Raw genomic sequence first — 21,095 nt, forward strand, 5'->3', positions numbered from 1 at the left:
AGGAGGTATATTATGATTGAGGATGAGTCACTTTTGAAGAGGATGGTGGTGCACGGCGACCTGAAGCACGTTGCAATTACCGCCGATGGTAACGGTCGATGGGCAACAAACCGCGGATTACCTAGGACTGCAGGGCATGAGGAAAGTCAAAAAGCCTTTCTGTCTACCTTAAAGGCATGTGTAGAACTCGATGTTCCTTACTTGTCTCTGCATGTCTTCTCGTCGGAGAATTGGGCAAGGCCGGCGGAAGAGGTCAATGCGATAAGTGCGTTGTTCGCGCACGTGCTGAGAGGCTCAGTGAGCCTGTTTGATGATCTAGGTGTTCGATTTCGATGGGCGGGGTCAGTCGATCGTATGCCTGGAGACCTGCTTAGCCTCTTGCGGGAAACTGAAGAGCGCACATTGGGTAATGATGGCCTCATGCTGCAATTCTGCCTAAATTATGGTGGGCGACTAGAGATTGCGGAAGCGGTTGCTCACTTGTGTGACGCGATCGAAGCGGGGCAGGAGTCGCGCCAAGATCTCGATGTAAATGCGATCCGACGCTACCTCTACACTCCCGACATACCTGATGTTGATCTTTACATCAGGACGGCTGGGGAGAAGCGATTCTCTAACTTTCTAATATGGCAGGCAGCGTACGCTGAGCTTGTATTTACGGACACCCTGTGGCCTGACTTCCGCCGCGGGGATCTTGTGGCAGCAGTGAAAGAATTCGCCTCGCGAAGGCGTACATTTGGTACGGGGCGGTAGTCTTCGTCGTAGGCGACAACGATGGCTGCCTACCGTCTGAGTGTCTCGACGAGGTTAGCTGCTGCAATCGACCGCGGCTTCTAACCACCACTCAAAACCCCCGGGTACCGTACGAGTACTCGCGGCTCTCGAACTGTGCCGGGCCACAACACCACGTGATAGAGATCGTCTCCGTGGATACCGTCGCTTGAGATCGTGCTGAACCCTTTTGCGTATACGCGCGCCGTGTAGTCGCCCGTCGGCACTTCACTCCGTGGGACGGCGTCGCTGTAGTCCAGCATCGAAACGATGACCTGGCCCGACTCGACGTGCAGGCCGGCTTCGGTGACGTGGTCCCAGCCCTCGAAGTTGTCGTCGGGCGCCTGTGACCGGACGTCCAGGATGACCGGAACAGTCGTCCTCCGGGCGGTGCCGACCCCGATCACGCCCTCGCGTGCCGCGATCATGTCCGTGATCAGCGCCTTGGTCCACGCGCGGTCCGGCTCGAATCGGGCGGTTTCGTCCTGGACCATGAAGCTGTTGTAGTCGGCGAAGACGTCGAGTTCGGCGTAGGCCAGCTGCTTGCTGCCGGGCGTGGCGGCCGGTGCGTTGTCAGCCATGAGGTGTACCTGAGCTCCATCGGGTAGGTCGTGGATCGTCTGGGCGAGCGGGCCGCGGATGCGCATGCAGGTGACGGCGCGTTTGGCGACGAGGTTATCGAAGTCGTACGTCCCGCCCATGGTGAACATCTGCAGCGGGATCAACCGCTGGTCGTGCCCAAGTGCCCCGCGCTCGTCCTGCCAGGCGGTGGCGAACTGGTGGGCGCCGCGGACAGCCGGATCCTCGAGCAACCACGCTACCCAGTCGCCGAGGCCGGTGCCGATGGGCGTGCGGTCGGCGGTCTCCGGATCGAAGATGACGACCTCGCGGTTGTCCGTGACCGCGAACTGGCAGCCGAAGAGGTCCTGGCCGAAGCAGAACAGCCCGTCGGCCAACCCGCCGTATGTGTTCTTCCAGGTCGACGGCTCGTTCCAGTGTCCGAGCTCCGGGCCGAGGCCGGCTGTCCCGGCGCGGAAGACTTGCACTCCGGCGTTGAAGGCAGTGAAGCCGTTCACGCGGGTGAGCAGCTCGGCGAGCTCGGCCAACGGTCCGGTGTCGTGCCCCAGATCGAGCTGGATATGGGGTCCGAGTGGCGCGCGGGCCGCAGCGAGCAGTTGGTCGAGCGGGCGTAGATCGGTCATCTGTCAGTCCACCAGGATGGTGACGCGTTCGCCGTTGTCGAGGTCGCGGATCTGGTTCTTGACCGAGGAGCCCGCGCCGCGGTTGTCGAACGGGTCGATGTACTTCACGGACGAGCCTTCGCCGCCTTCCAGGAACACTGCCGGTGGGTACTCGTCGCGATCGTAGCCAGGCCGCGTCTGCGGGACCTGCTTCATCGACTCCGTGCGCCGGTCCTCGGCACCCTCCCGGTCGATCGTCACGTCCGCCGGCTGGGTCCGGGGGAACGACTCGTCACCGCGCCAAGACGTGCCCATCTGCGCTTCGCGGGCGTGGTCGGCAGCTTCGGGATAGTCGCCCTGGTCGATGATGACGTAGTGCGGCCCCTTGGGCTCCGGCTCGTCGCCGCCGAGGAACGCCTTGGCGTCGTTACCGCGTTCCTGCAGCCAGTGGTCGGCCGTGTCTCCGGCGCGGTCGACGGCGTCCGCAGCATCATGCATGGATGAGGTGACAGTGTTGCCGGCGTTCTTCAGGTCGTCCGAGCCGGTCAACTCGCCGACGTCGCTGAGCACCCCGCCGACGCCGTCGCCGAGGTCGTGGACGATGTCCCCGGCGACGTGGACGACGTCGCTCGTGAAGTCGCCGGTCGCGTTCATGACGTTGCTCGTGACATCGCCGAGCGCGGTCCCGAGGTTGTGGCCGACGAACTCGGCGGCTGAAGTCAATCCGTCGCCGATGTCATCCAGGAACGTTGGCTCCTCCGGGGCGCCAGCCTGGGCCTTGTCGACCTGGCCGACCGCCTGGTTGCCCGCCGAGTCCAGCTGACTGCGGGCCTCGTTCAGGAGCGAGCGGGCCTCAGCACGCTTCGGCTCGCCGGGATCCTGGAACGGTGCCGCGGTCGGTGGCGGTTGACCATGGGAGGCAGCCTCTTGTCCGGCTGCCGCCACGTCGCGGTCGTACGCAGTGCGTCCCTGGCGGGTGGCTTCCTCGCCCTGTTTCCAAAGGTCAATGGCCTGTTGAGCTTGGCCTTGGGCCCAATCCAGCGTGGAGGCATAGCCGTTGATCGCCGCTGCGGCCGCGTGGAAGGCGTCCCCGGCAGTCAGCCAGCGGGCCGGTTCGGCGTGGGTCCGCTTGTGGTAGGCGTCGGCCGCAGGCCCCGACCAGCCGCCGGTGTCCAGCTTCTTGAAGCCCTCGCCGATGCGGATCATGGTGTCGCCGTACACCGTCAGGTGCACGGTCGACGCCCGGATCTCCTTCGCCTCGCCGGGCACGAGGGCCTTCGGGTCGTCGGTTTCGCCGAGTTCAGCCATCGCTCATCGCCGTTGCGCCAGGGTCGGCTCCGGTGTCGTCGAAGATGCCCTTGAGCTTGTGCTCGTGCGCCTGGTCGGCCTTGATGTAGGCGCCGGCCGCGTCGACCATGCGGCGGGAAAGCTGTTGGCCGTCCTTGGTCAGGTTCTCGACGCCGAGCGCCCAGCGGGTCGTGAACGACTCGTAGGAGTCGGCCAGCTTGGTATGCCCGATGAACTTCCGGTCGCAGTCGATGTTCTCGACCTGCAGCTCGTCGAGATCGCCGAGCAGATCGGACAGTCCGAGCCCGGCATTCTTCAGCGCCTCGACGTCGACAGCAAAGCCGTCTGGCATCGCACCCTCCCCGTGGATGACCAAGATCGGCGTCCACTCTACGAGCACAGCTGAGCGCGGTGAGCAACTAGGCGGCGCATCACCCATTCGGCTCAGCTATCGTCTAGCCAAGCTGCGATCTCGGTCACCGTATGGCGCCTTGCGCGTCTGCTATCGACTTCGACGCTCGACCTGTTCCTGCTGGTCAGATTTTTATGACATTCAAGTGCAATTTTCTTTGTTGAAATGGTTTGACCTGGCCAGCTTCGGAGGTGGGTGCGCCCCCTTTTTGTCGAGGCGCTAGTCGATTAGGATGGCTGCACCGACGCAAGAAGGTTCTGCAGGTCGGAGGAACTATTTGGGAAAGGAAATGCCATGAAATTCAGTGAAAAGATTGTGTTCAATCGGGTCCAGTCTAGCGGCAGGGGGAAAGAAAAAAATGGGCTTGGCGGTCATGCAAGGCTGTGTACTGTGTGATTCAAGTTATCAAGCTAGTCATCTGGTTCATGGACCACCTGTCCTAGTCTGGGGATCGGCGGAGGTCCATGATGGACCTCCGCCGATGCAGGCCATGTCCCGGCTGTCGACCCTCGATGAACTTCAGCGGTGAGTTGTCGGGGGAGTCGGCTGGCTTCGGCGCCGGTCAGGGGCGCCGATCAGGAGAATCCAGCGTCGAAAGCGCGGGATCCGGTGATGCCCCGGGCCACACCTGCGGTGCCGGGCCGAACGCGCGCCTGGCCGCCCGGACGGCCAGGGCAGCCATGGTGGCATTGGCGCCACCACCGATCGCCGCGCCGATGCCGAACGGGACCACCCGGCCGAGCACGATGATTCCCTGCTTGGTGCCGTACTTGGTGACGAAGTTCTTGCCCAGGACCTTGTTGATTTTGAGCAGTGTTGCTGCGGGCACTTTGTCGACGAGGTGACGGGCCCAATGCTTACCGGTGCGTTCGGCGACCTTGCCGATGGTCGTGGAGCCGGACTCGCCAAGCAAGATCCCCATGACAAGCGTGCGGCGGCGCTCGATCTCGTCCAGCTGGACCCCGTGGACCTCGGCGAGCGAGAGCACGAACAGGGTGCTCAGTTCGAGCGAGGAGAAGAACTCGCCCGCCGACAGCGCCAGCGCGATCCCGGTGCCGACGGCGGGCGCGGCCGCGGTGGCCCCGACTGCAGCCCCTGTTGACGCCAGGGCGCTGACGTACATCCGCTCCAGGGTGTGGACGACCTCCGCCGGTGTCGCATTCGGGTTGCGGTGGCGTGCCCGGGCGATGTTCTTGCCGACTAGCGGTGCCTGCGCGCCGATGGCCTTGTCCAGCAGGCCGAGGATCGGCTGGCCTCGTCCGCTCGAGTCCGGGACCGGTCCTTCGAGGGCGTCAGAGACCACGCCGAACTCCTTGAGTCGTCACGTTCCGCCCAGTTTCGCACCTGGGCGGCCTCGACCGTTCACAGAGGTGTCCCCGCGTGATGACCACTCGTCGGAGTGAAAGTTGCGGCTGCTCGATTCCCACGGGTTGACACTGATCATCGGGGTTGGCGGCGGGCGCGAGTCGGACTGCCGTGCGGTTGGAGGCGGCCATGACCAGCAGCGTTCAGCACGATCCGTGGGCCGCCCTGGACGCGTTGTGGGGTAAGGGAGCAGCGAAGCCAGTTGATGCGACCGCGGATGCCACTGCGTTCTATGGCCGATGCTCCACCGAGGACAACCAGGATCCGCAGACCTCGCGAGGCTGGCAGCTGGGCAACGCCCGGCGGTTCATCGAGCCGCGAGGTGGGCGGGTTGTCGCTGAGTACTTCGACGTCGGGGAGTCCCGCTCGGTGCCGTGGCATCGGCGGCCGGCTGCCGCGCAGCTCCTGCTCGACCTGAAGGACCGCGGTCGTGGGTGGGCCGCCGTCGTGGTCGGCGAGGGAACCCGATGTTGGTTCGGCAATCAGTTCTCCTTGACCGCGCCAAGACTAGCGGCGTACGGCGTTGACTTGTGGGTGCCCGAGCTGGGCGGGCGTTACGAGGCGCGGAACCCGTCGCACGCGATGCTGATGAGTCTGCTCGGAGGGATGAGTGAGTCTGAGCGTCGGCATGTCCAGTTGCGGGTCCGCGCGGCGATGGACGTGCAGGTTCGCAACGAAGGTCGGCACCAGGGCGGCCGCGCCCCGTACGGCTACGTCGTGGTCGACGGCGGCCCGCACCCGCATCCGCGCAAAGCCGCCGAAGGGCTTCGGCTACGTGTGCTGCAGCTCGACCCAGACGCGGCGGTGGTCGTGGCGCGAATTTTCGCCGAGTACCTGGAGAGCCACACCGACCGCGAGATCGCCTCGGCCTTGAACCGTGACGGAATCCCGTGCCCATCTGCTCGGCGTCCGGCTCAGAACCGACACCGACGAGGCGACGGCTGGCAGGCCAGCACGGTTCGCGCGATCCTCGAGAACCCCCGCTACACCGGCTATGCCGTGTTCGGCCGCTGGACGAAGCACGATGTCCTGCTCGACCCCGATGACGTGGCCGCCGGCCATGCCGTTCGGTTCCGGCGGGCTGATCCAGGCGATATCGTGCGCTCGGAACGGCCTGCGCATCCGGGCATCGTATCGGTGGCGGACTTCACCCAAGTTCAACTACTGCGCCGCGCCAAGGCTCGTGGCGGCAGCATGATCGAGCGCGCGGCGCGCCGGACGATGCACCGGTACCGTTTCCAGGGGATGATCCGCTGCGCACTCTGTGGCCGCAAAATGGAGGGTTCCGTCAACGGAGATCGGAACTACTATCGCTGCCTCGCTCGGAGGCTGCCGAACCGAGCCAGCCTGGCAGATCATCCAGCTTCGGTCTACCTCCGTGAGGATGCTGTTCTGCAGCGGGTCGATCCCTGGGTCGCAACGAACCAGCTGGCTGGGCTACCAGGTGCGTGCCAACGCGACGACACCGCGGGGACGGCAGACGTGTATCGCGATCTCGGGATCGCCCTTCAGTTCGACCCCAGCTTGGCGACGCTGACGGCGATCGTCACCTCGCAGCCTGCAGGCCGGAAGGCGTTGGTGGCCGAAACTCGGCACACGTGGACGAACGTCCGCTGAAGCCGCCCAGCTCTGATGGTTGAAGCTCTGGCCGCTGGCCCCGCTTGCGCCCTCGCCGCAGAGCCAGGTGGCATCCTTGCTGCATGAACCTTGGCGACCAGGTCGTAGTTCTCGACGACGTCCCCGAAGGCACGTTGGCCACGGTGACCGCCCTCCACGAACCCGACTACATCGAATTCCAGCTCGCGGATGGACGTTTCTTCACGGCTATCGAGTCGTCGCTGAGCCCCGCGCGGAGTGTCTGATGACCGATCGCTCTGCCATCCCCGCTGAGCTGAAGCGTGCTGTACTCGTCGAAGCTGGTCACCGATGTGCTATCCCGACCTGTCATCACACGACGGTGGAGATAGCACATATCGAGCCATGGTCGAAAGTGAAGGAGCATACGTTCGACAACTTGATCGCACTGTGCCCGAACTGTCACCATCTCTACGATCAAGAGAATAAGATAGATCGCAAAGCAATGCGTCAGTACAAAGCAAGCTTGGCGCTGCTGCATAGTCGTTACGGTGATTTCGAGCGCCGCGTCCTTGTGTACTTTGCTCAAGATCCCGAGCAAGTTTCGATTGCGCTGCCAGGAGGGATGGACGTCGCTCTCATGTACCTCCTGCGCGACGGGTACATTGTCTACGGCGAAACGCTGCGGACGCGGGCGAACGCTGATCATATCTTCTCGTATGACGTGGTTGCCCTGCAGCACTATGTCATCACCGATATTGGGCGCCAATTCGTGACCGACTGGGCGAACGCGAACCCGCTCTGAAAGCCGCCATTCAGCGATAGGGTCGGTTACTGATGCGCGCCTACGCCTCGACACGTGGCGCGGGTACCGATTCAATCAGTCGAACGCGCAAGTCGCCGGGGCCATCGCTAGCCTGCACCGCCACGGTGTTGGGTAGCCGGCCGAGGAACTCCTTGAAGTTCCGACAGCCATAGTTCCTCTCGTCGAAAGCCGAGTCGAGAGTCAGCATCCGGGCTTTGAGCCAGGCAGCGACCGGCGTCGGCGTGTTGCTCTGTTTAATCGCTCGGATCAGCAGCTCTTCGCCGTGCTTGATGTCGAATGTCTTCTCGACCGTCGGCTTCGCGCTGGGTTCGACGGCAGCGACCAGCGTGCCCCAGTACTTGTACTCGGAGCAGACCGAGACCAGCCGCGGGCTGGCCGATGCTTCGGTCCCGACGCCGACGACGTGCTTGCCGAACTCCCGGAGCCGCTGCACGAGCGGGGAGTAGTCGCCGTCGCCGGCTACCAGCAGGTACGTCCCGATGTCCGGGTGCGTGATCAAGGTTTCCATGGCATCGACGGCCATCCGGATATCGGCGGCGTTCTTCTGCTGTATCCCGAACCGCTGGATTTGGATCAGGTCGACGCCGTTCATGGCGAGGTCGTGCTGGTACTTGCCAAACTGCTGTTTCGCCCAGTCGGCGTAGGCACGGCGGATCGAGGCGTTGCCGTAGTCCCGGCAGACCAGCTCGAGCGCGGCGTATGGCACCGGATTGGTCTGGTCGGGCAGGCTGTTGGCGGCGCCGATCGCCAAGTTCTCGAAGTCGATGAAGACGGCGACCTGCTCGGCGTTGCCGGGCCCGGTGGCGGTGGTCATGTCGGCGCTCCGTTCGTCGAAGGCGGCTGGGCTGTCCGTCCGGTCGCCTGCATCCAGAGGATGACGTCGAGGCAGCGCAGTAGGCTGATGTCCTGGATCCCGCCGGCCTCGTCGCGCAGTTCGGCCACGGCCTCGGCTCGCCGCGAGTCGCCCTGGAACCAGGTCCACAGGCAGGCCCAGACACTGTTGGGCGCGTCGAGTATGGCCTTGACCTGGCTGTCGTAGACCGGCAGCAGATGCGGACGTTTCCGGGCCAGCAGCTTGTTGGCCGTGACCCACCGGTCCTTGCCGCCGCAGCGCTTGAACAACCACCACAACCTGCTGGCAGGCGAACCGGGCGCATACGTCGTCCACGGCGCCTCGTGCATCGCCAGGCTGGTCGGGATCTGCTCGAGCAGTTCCGCGATCCCGGCCGCGTAGGTGATCGTCGTGTCGACGGCGACGTTCGCCAGGTCCGAGATGCTCAGGAAGGTGAGAGCCAGGACGTCGGCTTCGGTGACGGTGTCGGCGATGTCTGGTCGGTCGCCGCCGCGGGCGAAGCGCTCGAACCAACGGCCGGTGTAGCGGGACCGTGCTGTGTCCTCGTTGAAGTAGTGCTTGAGCGCGTCGACCGCAGCTGTCCGGCCGTTGCTAAGGACATGGAGGTCCAGCAGCTCGTGCTGGGACGCGTAGTCACTGGCAAGGGGTAGTCCGCTGGCATCGACCCGCACGGCACCCCTCCCTCAGCCTCAGTGCCTGGACCTAAGGTCGCTCCGGGAGTTGACCGTGTTACGCGTTCCGCGGGCCGCAGCGATCGCCGGAGAAGCAGGTTGAGGGAGCCCTGCGTTGGCTGGAAGGTGGCGAGATCGCCACGCCGCGAAGCCGAAGCCAACCGCCGCGACCGCGAAGACGACACCCAGCGCCCACGCCCAGGCGGCGTTCATCGAGATGGCCAGGTAGACCTGCATTCCGGCGACGACGGCGTACGTGACGGCGAGCGCCCGCCATGTGGCCTGACGTTGCATCAGGCACCTCCCAGTTGCGGCAACGAAGGTAAGTCGCTAGGAACGGCAGGGCGGTTACGTGGGCCATGCGACTCATCGGTGCCGCAGCGGTTCGGCCCAGCGAGCGCCGGCGGAGAAGCAAGATGACCAATGAGGCTGACGGAGAACGGTTAGTGCAGGTCACCGCGCCTAACGGTGTGGCCTGGACTCGCCAACCTGGCGGCACGTCAAGCGGAACCCAGCTGCTTGAAGCACTGTCGGTCTTCACGCGCATGAACACCGACGTCGAACTGCTCTGGAACTGGTGGGAGGAGGACCGGCACAGTCGAGAGCACGACCGAGTGTGGGCTGTCCTCAAGGAGTGGGACAACGGCGCTGATCAACGTGAGCCGACTGCTGAGGAACTCGAGGCCTTCAAGCAGCGCTTCAGAGAGAGTGTCGACAAGGACCTCGAAGAAGCGAGGCAGCGGCGCGCAGACCTTGTTACACAGTCGTACGACCAGGAGGGAGCAAGCGCCCGGCTGCAGCTTCTTCGGAAGGAAGCTGATGCCGCCTTCTTCCAGCACGTGGTCGATAAGCCAGCCAGCGCGGCGCAACGCGAGGACGCCGAGCGACGGATTGCCAAGTGCCAGGCGGAGGCTGACGAACTGCGGTCGCAGGTTGGCGATCCGGAAGAGGTCGTCGACCAGGACGGGTACTTTCCTGCCGAACGGCGGGAACAACATCTGGACCAGCACATGCGCTACTGGCGCTATCCCCTGTTGCGTGAGCTGCAGAAACGGGATCGTCGTCGGTTCAATACGTTGCTTGCGATGCCGGTACCAGACGTCAGGCGGATGTGCTCGGAGTGCCAGGCCCCAGCCGAGTGGCACGAGTACGACATATCGTTGTGCCTGTTCCGCTCACAGCCCGCGCAGGGATCCCAAGCGGAGGCGCTTGCTCGTCTCATGCCTGGTTGGTGGGAGCGGTGCTGGGCGTCCACGGCCTACCAGATCGGCCACGGCTGGGGTGTTCCGCACGCGTTGCCGGACTTCACCGGCGAGCAGTGGCGCGCCATGCTGCCACCGCTGCTTCGGACGATCTTCGTCCCAGGTCCGATCAAGAAGAACCCGATGGCGCCGAAGCCGCAGCCGCTCGCGACCGTCCCATCGGGCCCCATCGCGGATGTGATGGCTAAGCTGCAGGAACTTCAGGCCAAGTACCCGACCGCCGAGGTGCGTCAGGGCAGCCGCGGCCGCTGGGAGCTCTGGCCACCGAAGGACAGCACCGACAAGTAGCGCCGGATCCTCGCAGCCAGACGCAGTCACCCTCCTTAACTCGTCCGGCTATCAGCTGTCGTCGGTCTTCTTCCGGCGCGGCGCACGCCTGCGAACCGGCTTGGCGGGCGCTTCCACGACGGGCTCTGGCTCTGGCTCGGCTGTCGACGCGGCACGCTCGCCAGCTTCGAAGGCCGCGTAGACCTCGTTCGAGATCCGTCCCCGTTCCGAGACCTCGTAACCGTTGGCTAGCGCCCAAGCACGCACCTGCTGGTTACGTTCGCGGCTGGCGGCGGTTGTCGAACTGCCGCGACTGGTGCCGGTGCCTGCAGTCGATTGGCCTGCGGCGACCCTGATCCGGCGACCGCCAATGCGCTGACCAGCTTCGATGTACCGCGCGAGTACATCACGCAGCGCTTGGGCGTTCTCGTCTGACAGGTCGATCTCGTACGAGACCCCGTCGAGCGCGAAGGGCACTGTCTGCGTGGCGGCACCGCCGTCGAGGTCGTCGACGATTTCGACAAAGACTTTTTGGGCCATGAAGGCGCCTTTCAGCAGGTCAGATGGTGCATCATCTCGCTTTCGAGCGACCACAGCATAGTGAACGCTTGCCGGATCCACGGGTGTGACACTCGGTCAGAAAGCCGTCAGCTCCAGCGAGATCCCGAGCTGGGATGGTCGGTTGACGGTGTAGATCGAGTGTGACTCTACGTTCGAGGTCAGCGGCGAACCTCGGAACGGCTAGTGGACTGCCGAAGGCCGCCCGCGCCGTCCACCTAGACTTGAAGGCCACGATCTGTACGAAGGGGCTCCGGCGCACACGTACATAGCACGCCGGGGAAGGTAGCGGAGGGACTTGAGATGGACATCGAGGACGCCCGGCAGTACCTGATCGCAGCTACGGAGCGTAAGACCCTGCGCGACGCCTTGGAGTGGTTAAAAGGGGATCGCGCACTGAGGCAGTCACCGAACAGTCGCCGGCTCTTCTCGGCGCTCTCGGCCGTGAAGGAGGAGCATCCTGACGGCGATACAAAGCGGCTCGGCGAGGAGGCCTTTCGCGCCTTCTGTCGCGGTCAATTGGACTCCGGGATGGGTATCGCGGCCGGCCTGATCGACGTCGACACAGTCGTTCGGCCGCAGCGCTACCGCGATGACCTGGCGCTGATCACGCAGTACACAAAGAGTCGCACGTTAGCCGATATCACGGCAGCTGCTGTCCAGGCCGCGCTACGCGAGAGCCCTACTGTTATAGATACCCTTTGCGCTGTCGCAGGAATCACCTTCAAGGAATTGAAGGGTCGTGCTCGCGCAGTCAACCTGCCGAGCGTGCCAGATGGACGGTGGAATAGTGAGCAAGTTACCGAATCGTTCAAGGTGATCAATGCCATTGTTCAGGGCGACATCGAGATGGATTTTCCGCGTATGACGGCTATGCGCCCAGTTGAACTGCTAGTCGGTGCAGACCATGTGGGTTCCGGTTGGGTGCAGGTGCATGCAATGTTCGATGCCGGTGTTAGCTATGAAAATCTGCTAGCTCAGCGGGTGGTCGGCACCGCCTGGGGTGCTCACAAAAATCGAACGTCATCGAAGATGCAGGAGCCGGTAGTCTCGCAACTACGGAACATTCTCGACAAGCACCAGATTAGCTACATCGAAGTGGGCAGGACGGCGACGTTGAAGAAGCCGCTCCAGGACCTTGTGAAGAAGGGCGCGAGTAAGGGGGAGGGTGGCTCGGCGGTAAGCGACGCTCTCGGGAAGGTAAAGCTGGTCGCGACGGTAGGTGAAACCAAGTTCGCCATCGCGGTGTCGGTCGCCAACGACCCGGGGACCGCCAACAAGAGCGGTGCGAGCCTGGCCAAGCTGCCACGGAGCCTCATCGTGCCGGCGGTAGCGGTCCTGGCTGGCTCAGGTTGGGCGGACCGAACGGAGTCGATCGACGTCGTGGAGGCGTTCGGCGGCCGCGTCTACACGGACCTGACCCTCGAAGCTCTCGCCCGGGAGCTCGTTTCTCCAGGTCAACCATAGGGTCGCGCGATCTTGTCGGTGGTGGCGTCCATAATGACGTCGCCCGTCGCACTGCACAGCAAGAGAGGCCCAGATGACGCCCATCACCAGGCAAGCCCGCCGCGATCTGATCGCTACCCGCCTGGCCGCGGCTGAGGCGAACCAGACGAGCGACCGTCGGTCTCTGAAGTGGCGTGGTCAGGACGTTTCGTGGCCTGAAGTGCAGATTCCTGTCGATCATGCGTTGCTGAACCCGCACAGCCACCGCATCAAGCCGCAGGTTCAGTCGGTCGCCTCGCGGCGTCAGGTGCTCAGCGATGACCCCTTCAGCGAAGAAGCGCAGGAGATCATTGCGGAGATCATCCGAAACACGCCTGGCTACGCCCGGATCAAGGCCGAGCTGGCGCGCGATGGCCAGGCCGAGCCGGGCATGATGACCCACGAGGGCGTGCTGATCAACGCCAACACCCGCCTGGTGGCGCTGCGCGAGCTCAAGTTCGGCCACATCAAGGTCCAGGTCATGCCTCCAGATGCTAGTCCGGCCGAACTTACTGAGCTTGAGCTCAGTTTCCAGATGCGCCGTGACGTAAAGCAGGACTACTCATTCACGGCACAGCTGCTTTTTGTGCGCGACCTCATCGATGCCAGCTGGTCTCCAGAGAGCATCGGCCTGGCCATGGACCGTTCGCTCGACGAGTCACGGGAAGCTCACCGTAAGCAGGCACGGCAGAAGGTAGAAGCCGATGATCGCGTTCTGAACCTGATCGAAGAGATCATCGAACGGTCTTCGGGAAACCTCACCTACGAATTCTTCGACGACAAGCAGCAGGCTCTCAGTGAAATCGATGCTGCGTATCAGGGGCAGAAGGAAAAAGACGAGTCGCTGGCGCTGCGGGAGCGTGAGGCCAAGGTGGCAGGCATGCTGGCTGGTCTCGACTATCGACGGGTGCGCCAGATTGACGACACGTACCTAAAGGACTATTTGCTGCCCGCGCTTGATGAAGAGGAGATTCTTGCGGGGCACGTCGCGACCTTGACTAGTCGAACGCAGGATTCTGCGGATGTCGATGGACTATCTGGCCTAGACGTGCTCGATGACATAGACGTCGGATCGCCGACCGATGTTTCGGAAATATCGCTAGAGCCAATTATCAATGCACTGACGGCGACAGCCGATGATGAAGATGTTGTCTTCAAGGGGGGCGCCGGAGATGAAGAGCTGCGTATCCCGAAGAAGTCGTTCGCGGCATCGATCAATCGAGCCTTCCAGACAGCGGCCGACATCAAAGATCGCGATAGCCGCGGGCAAAACCTGCTGTCGTCGCCGATGAGGCACCTTGACAACGCCGCCAGGGAATGCGACCGCGTTATCGGTGCGCTTAAGGAGATATCAGGTGGCGGTCGTCTTGACGTCCACAAGCTGCGTCGAACCTATGAAGACTACTTGCGCTCGCACGACGAGTTGGCGATCACCCTTGAGCGTATTGGTGTAATTGAGCCAGGGGCGGATAAGTCGTGACTAGTGTGCCACAGCTTCACCTGGTGTTGGCAGTCGAGAACCCGCCGATAGTCATTGCTGAGCGAGACAGTCGTGTGCCGGATAACTTTTGGGCGCAGTTGCGTGAGATCTGGGGGTACGACGGCGACCCGGCGAGGCGTGTCCGCGTGCCGCTATCCCGATTTCGGGCTAACCTGAAGTGGCTTAGGCCGGCGTGTCAGCGCTACGGGGTTGGTATTGACTGGGATCCTCAGGTCGTCGCGCTCGTGCGGAAGGCGACCGAGGAACGTCAACAATTGGACAAGGTCGTCGGCAGTGTCGCAGGGCTCACTGTCGATGAGGTTGAAGCGCGTCTCGCGGGATCGCGCTTTCGGCGGTTGTTGAAGCAATTCCAGTTGCGGGATCTTGGGCGGCTGCTTGCGTTGCCCAACGGCGCAAACTTCTCGGTTCCGGGGGCCGGTAAGACGACAGTCGCCTACGCCACATATGAAGCCGAGCGGGTAGCTAGCCGCGTTTCCCAAATGCTCGTGGTTGCGCCAATATCTGCTTTCGACTCATGGCAGACAGAGGTCGACGAGTGTTTTAAGTCAGACGACGTGCCGACTGTCGACATCTATTCTGGTGATTACCTTACTGATGCCGAGATCTTGGTCGTCAACTATCACCGGTTGGCGAGTAGGTACGACGACATCGCAAAATGGGTGAGTCGAGAGCCGACGTTGGTACTGCTTGACGAAGCTCACCGAATGAAGGCAGGGCGAAGCGGAACCCACGGCAGCGCCTGCCTGGATATCGCTTTTTCGGCAACGCGAAGGGATATCCTTACAGGAACGCCGGCTCCTCAGGCGCCCTCAGACTTCGTGGCACTTCTCGATTTCCTCTGGCCCGATCAGGCCAGGCGCCTGTTGCCAGCAGACGCGCTGCGCAGCAGGCCACCGGACGACGTGATGCACCGAGTTGGCGACGCAATCAAGCCATTGTTCGTGCGGACGAGGAAGCGGGAGCTTGGGCTGACACAGCCTGTCATGCAGCTTCGTCATGTGCCCCTTGAAGGACTCCACCGAGATATCTATATGGCGCTGCGTGATCGCTACGCGGGAATGTTCAGTATGACGATGAGCGATCGTGCAGAACTCGGTCGCATGGGCACCGTCACGATGTACCTCCTTGAAGCAGCCAGTAACCCTCATCTGCTTGCGGCAGGCTCGAGTGACGATGATCCGCCGGTCTTTCGTCACCCACCACTACCGGTCGAGCCCGGAAGCCGGCTGTGGGACCTCATCCAGCGATACAACCAGTACGAGACGCCGCCGAAGATCATCGAAGTTATGCGGATGGTCCGGGAAAACGCGGAGGCCGACCCCCCGCGGAAGACGCTGGTGTGGTCGAACTTCGTGCGCAACCTGCGGACCATGGAGAGGATGCTAGAGCCGTACAAGCCGGCCCTCATCTACGGAGGAGTTCCGTCCGAGCTCAATCGACCGCTCGTCGAGCGCACGCGTGAAGGGGAGTTGAAGCGCTTCCGTGAGGATCCCGAGTGCATGGTCCTGCTGGCTAACCCAGCTGCCATGAGCGAGGGTGTCAGCCTGCACCTGGACTGTCACGACGCGATCTACCTTGATCGAACGTTCAACGCTGGCCAGTACCTGCAGAGCATCGACAGGATCCATCGCCTGGGGCTTCCCGATGACGTCGAAACAAGACTGACGTTCCTGGTGACGGCGAGCACCATCGACGAGGTCGTCGACGAGCGGATCGTCATCAAAGCCCGGGCCTTGAGTGACATGCTCGATGATCCGGATCTTGTGACCATGGCGCTACCCGGCGAGGACGAGGACGAGTACGGCGTGGTCCTTGACGAGGTCGGAGACGTTACGGCTGTGCTCGCGCACCTCCGCGGGGAGGCTTGATGTCCCAGCGTGAGAATCCGTCTTATGGACAAGCTTCACTACCGACGGTTTTTCAGTGCAACGCCGCCTTCTGGGCGGCTAAGGCTCTCGACGTGACTGGAAGTACCCAGGAGGCGCTGAACAAGAGCTACAACACCCTGCCGACCGGCGGTTTGTACGACCAACGGTCCCTGCTCGCAGGTCAGCAACTCTTGCTCGGCTATGAGCTGATAGAGCAGCGAGGGGCCTTGCTCTTTCCGGGTGAGCTGTTAGTCGAGTGGCAGGGCATGCCTATCGATCCATTCACCGAGCTGCTCGTTGAACACATACTTGTCAAGCGCAAGGACCTGTGGCTGCCGAGTCTCGCTGGCGAGGATCAAGTCTTCTGGGAACGAGTGCCGAACGAGGCAACGAGGCTTCTGCAGTCGACTTTTCTCGAACAAGAGCAACGGGATGCGTTTGTGCTGTCCGTTGCGCGAAAAGTTGATATCGAGCTCCTGAATGCGATTGGCGCAGAAGGCGAGGAGACTGTCGTTTCAGACTGTCGTAAATACCTCGCTGATCGCGGGCGTGAGGACTTAGCCGTTCGCGTTGTTCGGGTGAGTTTGCGGGACGACACTCTCGGCTACGATGTGTCAAGTCCTGATTGTACCGGCCGACTCCATCACCTCGAAGTAAAAGCTACGCGGTCACTTGGCGAGAGCGTCGATTTCTACATCAGTCGCGGCGAGGCAGAAAAAGGACAAGCCGACCCGATGTGGGCTCTTGTCGTAGTTCGGCAGGACATCATCTCATCCCCGGACAACATGTCGATGCGTGTCGCTGGCTGGCTCCCTTATGGAGAGATTGCACCCTCTCTACCTGCTGACGCTCCACCCCGCCCGAATCGCAAAGGCAAGTGGCAATCCGCACGAATATCAGTTCCGGAGGGGTCTCTCTTCGATGGGCTTCCGTTCGATCGATGATTGTCACGTCTTCTACTGATTGAAGGACGCGTCTCGTGTAGGGTTGCGAGATGGTATGCAGGCGAGGATCAGTCGATCCGTGACCCCGAACACAATCGGGTGGGTTGATAAACACGCCGTGTTGTCTTCGCTGGTAGACGACGTGGCACGGGGCATGATTGAGGTATGACGATGACAGTCACGACAAGTCACGGCGCGACCACTGATAGTGGGGCGTCCGACCTTGCGTGGAGGTCGTCCGAACCGCTCCGCAGCCCGTTGCGGCACCTAAACCCCGAGCAGATCAGCTCGGCGGCCCGCGTGGAGAGCAGGAACCGCGAAGTCCACCTTCCGCCGATCAGTACCTATCGATGGTGGGCACGCAGGACCGCGGCCGTCAATGGAGCCATCATCGATGCCGTCAGCATGGACTCGCCTGACCGCCGTCTGTTGATTGCTGACATGTTCGCAGGGGGTGGGGTCATCCCGCTGGCTGCCGTGGTGCGAGGTCATCAGGTCTACGCCCAGGATTTGAATCCGTGGGCTGCAGACGGACTGTCCGCGATGTTGGGCTTGCCGGCGCTGGACGTGCTTCAGGAAGCCAAAGCGACGCTGGAGAAGTGGTCCGACACGCTTGTCCAGGCCGCCTACGGTACGACCCTGTCAGATGGGGAACCCGGTCAGATCTCGCACACGTTCCGGGTTGCAACATCGCAGTGCTGCAGCTGCGGTGAACGTGCCCGGATGTTTCCACATGCGCTCGTCTCGCTCCTAGCTCGGCGCGAAAAGGATCAACCTGAAGCCTACCTCGCGTGTCCACGAGGCCACTTGTTCCGCGGTGACTCATCGCGCGAACCGCAGAAGTGCCCGCACTGTGGGGAGCGTTTCGACACATCTGAAGCCTATACCGCTGGGCGTAAGATTGAGTGCTGGGCATGCGGCAGTGTGGACCGAATGGTCGACAGGGCTTCTACCTGGGAATGGGAGGTAGTTCTTGTCGAACGTAGCCGACATCGTTTCCGAGAGCTGGCAATTCCCACTGACGCCGAGAAGTCGATGGCCGATTCGGACACTTGGCAACCAAGTCGTACCCTCGGCGATATCCCCGACGGGCAAGAGACAAGGGTTTTGCTCAGGCATGGCTTCGTAACCTGGGATCAGTTATACCCACGCCGTCAGCGCGCCATCATGGAAAGTTTGTTGGATCTGGCTCAGCGGTGCTCGTCGGACCCGGCGGTCAATCGAGCTATTACGATGGCGATCATAGGATCGGCCGAGATGGCGGGTCACTTATCTCGTTGGGACCGGTACTATCTCAAGAGCTACGAGTCTATGGCTGGCCATCGGTTCAACTTGACGACGTTCTCGGTCGAGCCAAACGTGTGGGGTGCGCTGTCCAGTGGTCGAGGAACAGTGACGCGCAGGCTGGCACTGCTCACCAAAGCAGCATCCTGGCTGCACGACAAAACAGGTCGAGAGTTGACGATCGACGGCCCCATAGCAAGCAACAAACGTTTGAAACACTTGGAACTGGACACTGATGTCCGTGTTGTTGAAGGCTCTTCCGAGCGAATCCTCTTGCGCGATAACTGCGTTGACCTCGCTTTAACGGATCCTCCGTACCATGATGATGTCCAGTACTCTGAGCTGTCGATGCCGCTAAGGGCGTGGGCGAAGTTGACCGGTGGCCAGCTCATTGGCGAAGCTGTTGTAAATGCTGCGACTGGTCAGCTTACAGATGACGGCGCGTATGAAGATCTCTTGGTTCGCATTTTCAAGGAGACTGCTCGAACTCTTCGCGCGGACGGCCATCTAATCTTCAGCTACGCGAATCGCAGTCCGCGGGCATGGACTGCGCTGTTTGCCGCACTTCAGCGCGCCGGGCTTCAGGCTCTCGGCTGCACAGTTGTGCATAGCGAGAACGAGACTGACCACGCTAAACGAGGTGTGCGCGCGTGTACGCTAGACCTCATCATGGATCTTGTGCCCGTCGGCGGGAATCGCAACGTCGAGAACTACTTACCTCGACTTCGAGGTAATGACGATAACCTCGACGAGGTCGAATTCCTTCAGGTCGTTGTCGACTACTTCATGAGGGTTGGCTCGTTGGGCGGAAGCTGGAAAGAGCAAATGCGAGATGCATTGCGAGGTACGATGTTCCTGAAGCTTTCTGGTGCAATTGAGTGACCTCTCGATGTCGTCGGGTTTGAAGGCTCTCTGCTGGTATTCTGTCGCTTCTGAATGCAACTCTGGGTGCAGCTAGTTGTACGGCGCCTGCTAGAACTAATTCACGCTTCGGTCGAGAGGAATTAAGGCCAGGGCGGTGATTGATGCCATCACCGAATCACGTGAGCTTGCAACGGCTGTCCGCTGACGCCTCGCGGCCGTGCTTGAGCCGCGGGTTCGGCTCGATGCGCCCAGCGGTCTGACTCGCCTTGGGCGCCTTCCGACGTCGCCTTGGCTGCGCTGGATCATGTCGGCGTGGTGCTTCGAGGGGCTCCGTCAGCTCGCCCCCGTCGGTACTTTCCGCACGTCAGGCCCAGGTCTTGACATCTAGCGTGAACAGCCTTCACACTGACTATACCACGGCGTGAACGGCCTTCACAGGAAGCGGCAGATGGCAGGGATATCTAGGGATGACGACGAGCTTGTTGGGCTCTACGAGGTTGCGGAGATGGCCGGCGTAAGCCGGACTGTTGTCTCGAACTGGCGTAACCGAGATCAGCGTTTCCCTGCTCCGATTGCGGACCTTAAATCGGGTCCTGTCTTTCGGGTTGCTCAAATTAGGCGATACTTGAAAAGGAGAAAAACTCATATGGCGCATGTTGTTTCGACTATTAATCTTAAGGGTGGGGTCGGCAAAACGACAACCACGTTCGCGCTAGCGGAAATCCTGTCCGGTGAATATGGGAAGCGCGTTCTGTGTGTCGATCTCGATCCGCAGACTAACCTGACGACCGTTCTCATCGGCGAAGAGGCGTGGTCAAAACTCAACAAGGAAGGTCATACTCTTGCGACTTTATTTCGCGATGCTTTGAGACCGGAGGGTGAGCCGCCGAAATTTGATTTGGAGAAGACGCTTCAGCGTGGGATCTCCTCAGTGCGAGAAGTGCATCGAGTTGACCTCTTGCCCTCGTCGTTGGATCTGATTGACGTGCAGGACCGGCTTGGGACGATGTCGTCCGGGAAATTCTTTGCGAATAACCCGACCGACCTGCTGCGTAAAGCAATCAAGCCGGTTCTTGACAACTATGACTATGTCTTAGTGGACTGTCCGCCCAATCTTGGTATCGTGACGCTTAATGGGTTGCGAATCTCTGACGGATACATCATTCCTACGATTCCGGATGTGCTTTCCACTTATGGAATTCCGCAGATTCAGAGGCGTGTTCGTGAGTTCGCGTCTAATATCGGCGAAGATATTGCCGAAATTGGTATTGTGATCACAAAGTATCGAGCAGCTTCGACGGTTCACAACACCACGATCAGTCGTCTTGAGGAGGATCCGAACCTGCCGGTCGTGATGGAGTCATTTATCCCTGAGGCGGACCGTATCGCAGCATCGGCGGAGTTCGCGGAACGGGGTACTCTCCGGCAGAAGTACGGATACCAAGGGCAATTCAACGCCTTCAATGCGTTGACGAAGGAGTTCATGAAGCTGGTTGAGGAGAGTGTCTGATGAGCCACGGACCTGATGGACGTGGGGACCCGGCCGCTTCGGCATCGCCGGCTTCGAGTCGGCTCCCTCTGGAAGTCCAAGGGGCTGCCGAAGCGCTCTTAGGTCTAGCTGAATCCGATCCTGCGCTCGCGGGGCAGCTCGCCCGGTTGGTTCGAGCGGTGGCGGTTGAAGCGGGGCGAACTCAGCGATTTGGTCGCGCTCTGTCGAAGGCGCTCGACGTTCCACTCTCGGAGGTTGGTGGACCCGACGAGGATCGAAGCGCCTCTCGTCCGCGCAACCGGCGAGCTCCTGGAGTGATTGACCCATTTGCCGTGTTTGCCGAGAAGGGCGAACCGGGCCTCCGGGCCAGCTTGGCCGCTCTCGAACTGGAGCAGCTACGAGACGTCGTCGCCGAGCATGGCATGGATCATGATCGGCTGGCGATGAAGTGGAAGGATCCGCAGCGGGTGATCGAAAGGATCGTCGACAGGGTTGCCGCCAGGGTGGCTAAGGGGTCGGCATTCAGGGGATAACCTGCTCGGTCGGCGAGAACTTCAGTGGCGAGCTCTGAAGTTGATCAGTTGCGGTAAGTAGTTCTCAACACACGCTGAACTTCCGCCCGCGGGTTTGAA

The 21,095-nt window shown here is 61.8% G+C and carries 19 protein-coding genes; 12 read left to right on the top strand and 7 right to left on the bottom strand.

What is annotated here, in order from left to right; all coding sequences use genetic code 11:
* The first annotated feature begins 12 nt into the window (after positions 1-12).
* On the top strand, positions 13-753 hold the full coding sequence (uppS, locus tag AB0M82_RS13180) for a polyprenyl diphosphate synthase (protein ID WP_364720888.1): 741 nt from the start codon (positions 13-15) through the stop codon (positions 751-753).
* Positions 754-833: 80 nt separating this feature from the next.
* Here uppS and AB0M82_RS13185 read toward each other — a convergent pair whose 3' ends face one another.
* The 4 genes from AB0M82_RS13185 to AB0M82_RS13200 form a co-directional block, all read right to left on the bottom strand.
* On the bottom strand, positions 834-1,973 hold the full coding sequence (locus tag AB0M82_RS13185) for a hypothetical protein (RefSeq protein WP_364720891.1): 1,140 nt from the start codon (positions 1,971-1,973) through the stop codon (positions 834-836).
* Between the two features lie 3 nt (positions 1,974-1,976).
* Positions 1,977-3,260 carry a putative T7SS-secreted protein gene (locus AB0M82_RS13190; protein WP_364720893.1) on the bottom strand — a complete coding sequence of 428 codons (1,284 nt, stop codon included), beginning with the start codon at positions 3,258-3,260 and terminating at the stop codon, positions 1,977-1,979.
* Positions 3,253-3,591: a hypothetical protein gene (locus tag AB0M82_RS13195; RefSeq protein ID WP_364720896.1), complete on the bottom strand. Its 339-nt coding sequence runs from the start codon at positions 3,589-3,591 to the stop codon at positions 3,253-3,255. Before AB0M82_RS13195 ends, AB0M82_RS13190 begins: the two co-directional genes overlap by 8 nt.
* 622 nt (positions 3,592-4,213) lie before the next feature.
* Positions 4,214-4,954 carry a hypothetical protein gene (locus tag AB0M82_RS13200; protein WP_364720898.1) on the bottom strand — a complete coding sequence of 247 codons (741 nt, stop codon included), beginning with the start codon at positions 4,952-4,954 and terminating at the stop codon, positions 4,214-4,216.
* 191 nt (positions 4,955-5,145) lie between these two features.
* Here AB0M82_RS13200 and AB0M82_RS13205 point away from each other — a divergent pair, with 191 nt between their 5' ends.
* The 3 genes from AB0M82_RS13205 (at position 5,146) to AB0M82_RS13215 (ending at position 7,396) form a co-directional block, all read left to right on the top strand.
* The gene (locus tag AB0M82_RS13205; protein ID WP_364720901.1) at positions 5,146-6,633 is read left to right on the top strand and encodes a recombinase family protein; all 1,488 of its coding nucleotides are present in this window, start codon (positions 5,146-5,148) and stop codon (positions 6,631-6,633) included.
* Positions 6,634-6,716: 83 nt separating this feature from the next.
* Positions 6,717-6,878, top strand: coding sequence for a hypothetical protein (locus AB0M82_RS13210; RefSeq protein ID WP_364720903.1), 162 nt, complete (start codon positions 6,717-6,719; stop codon positions 6,876-6,878).
* The gene (locus AB0M82_RS13215; protein ID WP_364720905.1) at positions 6,878-7,396 is read left to right on the top strand and encodes an HNH endonuclease signature motif containing protein; all 519 of its coding nucleotides are present in this window, start codon (positions 6,878-6,880) and stop codon (positions 7,394-7,396) included. Before AB0M82_RS13210 ends, AB0M82_RS13215 begins: the two co-directional genes overlap by 1 nt.
* Before the next feature lie 40 nt (positions 7,397-7,436).
* On the opposite strand, the gene AB0M82_RS13220 is transcribed toward AB0M82_RS13215, so the two are convergent.
* Both AB0M82_RS13220 and AB0M82_RS13225 read right to left on the bottom strand, forming a co-directional pair.
* On the bottom strand, positions 7,437-8,231 hold the full coding sequence (locus tag AB0M82_RS13220) for an NYN domain-containing protein (RefSeq protein ID WP_364720908.1): 795 nt from the start codon (positions 8,229-8,231) through the stop codon (positions 7,437-7,439).
* Positions 8,228-8,941, bottom strand: coding sequence for a DUF6308 family protein (locus AB0M82_RS13225; RefSeq protein WP_364720911.1), 714 nt, complete (start codon positions 8,939-8,941; stop codon positions 8,228-8,230). Before AB0M82_RS13225 ends, AB0M82_RS13220 begins: the two co-directional genes overlap by 4 nt.
* Positions 8,942-9,357: 416 nt before the next feature.
* Between AB0M82_RS13225 and AB0M82_RS13230 the strand changes: the two genes are divergently transcribed.
* The gene (locus tag AB0M82_RS13230) at positions 9,358-10,491 is read left to right on the top strand and encodes a hypothetical protein (protein ID WP_364720913.1); all 1,134 of its coding nucleotides are present in this window, start codon (positions 9,358-9,360) and stop codon (positions 10,489-10,491) included.
* A 51-nt stretch (positions 10,492-10,542) separates the two neighbouring features.
* On the opposite strand, the gene AB0M82_RS13235 is transcribed toward AB0M82_RS13230, so the two are convergent.
* Positions 10,543-11,010 (bottom strand): Lsr2 family protein, encoded by a 468-nt coding sequence (locus AB0M82_RS13235; RefSeq protein ID WP_364721010.1) that lies wholly within the window; start codon positions 11,008-11,010, stop codon positions 10,543-10,545.
* 321 nt (positions 11,011-11,331) lie between these two features.
* Here AB0M82_RS13235 and AB0M82_RS13240 point away from each other — a divergent pair, with 321 nt between their 5' ends.
* The 7 genes from AB0M82_RS13240 (at position 11,332) to AB0M82_RS13270 (ending at position 20,996) form a co-directional block, all read left to right on the top strand.
* A complete protein-coding gene (locus AB0M82_RS13240; protein ID WP_364720916.1) occupies positions 11,332-12,495 on the top strand; it encodes a hypothetical protein in 1,164 nt (387 codons plus the stop codon).
* A gap of 73 nt (positions 12,496-12,568) precedes the next feature.
* Positions 12,569-13,993, top strand: a complete 1,425-nt coding sequence (locus AB0M82_RS13245) for a hypothetical protein (protein ID WP_364720919.1) — start codon at positions 12,569-12,571, stop codon at positions 13,991-13,993.
* A 23-nt stretch (positions 13,994-14,016) separates the two neighbouring features.
* Positions 14,017-15,882, top strand: coding sequence for a DEAD/DEAH box helicase (locus AB0M82_RS13250; RefSeq protein WP_364720921.1), 1,866 nt, complete (start codon positions 14,017-14,019; stop codon positions 15,880-15,882).
* Positions 15,882-16,826, top strand: a complete 945-nt coding sequence (locus AB0M82_RS13255; protein WP_364720924.1) for a DUF3883 domain-containing protein — start codon at positions 15,882-15,884, stop codon at positions 16,824-16,826. Before AB0M82_RS13250 ends, AB0M82_RS13255 begins: the two co-directional genes overlap by 1 nt.
* A 165-nt stretch (positions 16,827-16,991) precedes the next feature.
* A complete protein-coding gene (locus tag AB0M82_RS13260; protein ID WP_364720927.1) occupies positions 16,992-18,992 on the top strand; it encodes a hypothetical protein in 2,001 nt (666 codons plus the stop codon).
* Positions 18,993-19,395: 403 nt separating this feature from the next.
* The gene (locus AB0M82_RS13265) at positions 19,396-20,484 is read left to right on the top strand and encodes a ParA family protein (RefSeq protein ID WP_364720929.1); all 1,089 of its coding nucleotides are present in this window, start codon (positions 19,396-19,398) and stop codon (positions 20,482-20,484) included.
* 158 nt (positions 20,485-20,642) lie between these two features.
* Positions 20,643-20,996: a hypothetical protein gene (locus AB0M82_RS13270; RefSeq protein ID WP_364720932.1), complete on the top strand. Its 354-nt coding sequence runs from the start codon at positions 20,643-20,645 to the stop codon at positions 20,994-20,996.
* The last annotated feature ends 99 nt before the right edge of the window (positions 20,997-21,095 follow it).

Origin of the sequence: Amycolatopsis sp. NPDC051128 (assembly GCF_040682715.1) — a bacterium.
In the GTDB taxonomy this organism is placed as follows: Bacteria; Actinomycetota; Actinomycetes; order Mycobacteriales; family Pseudonocardiaceae; genus Amycolatopsis.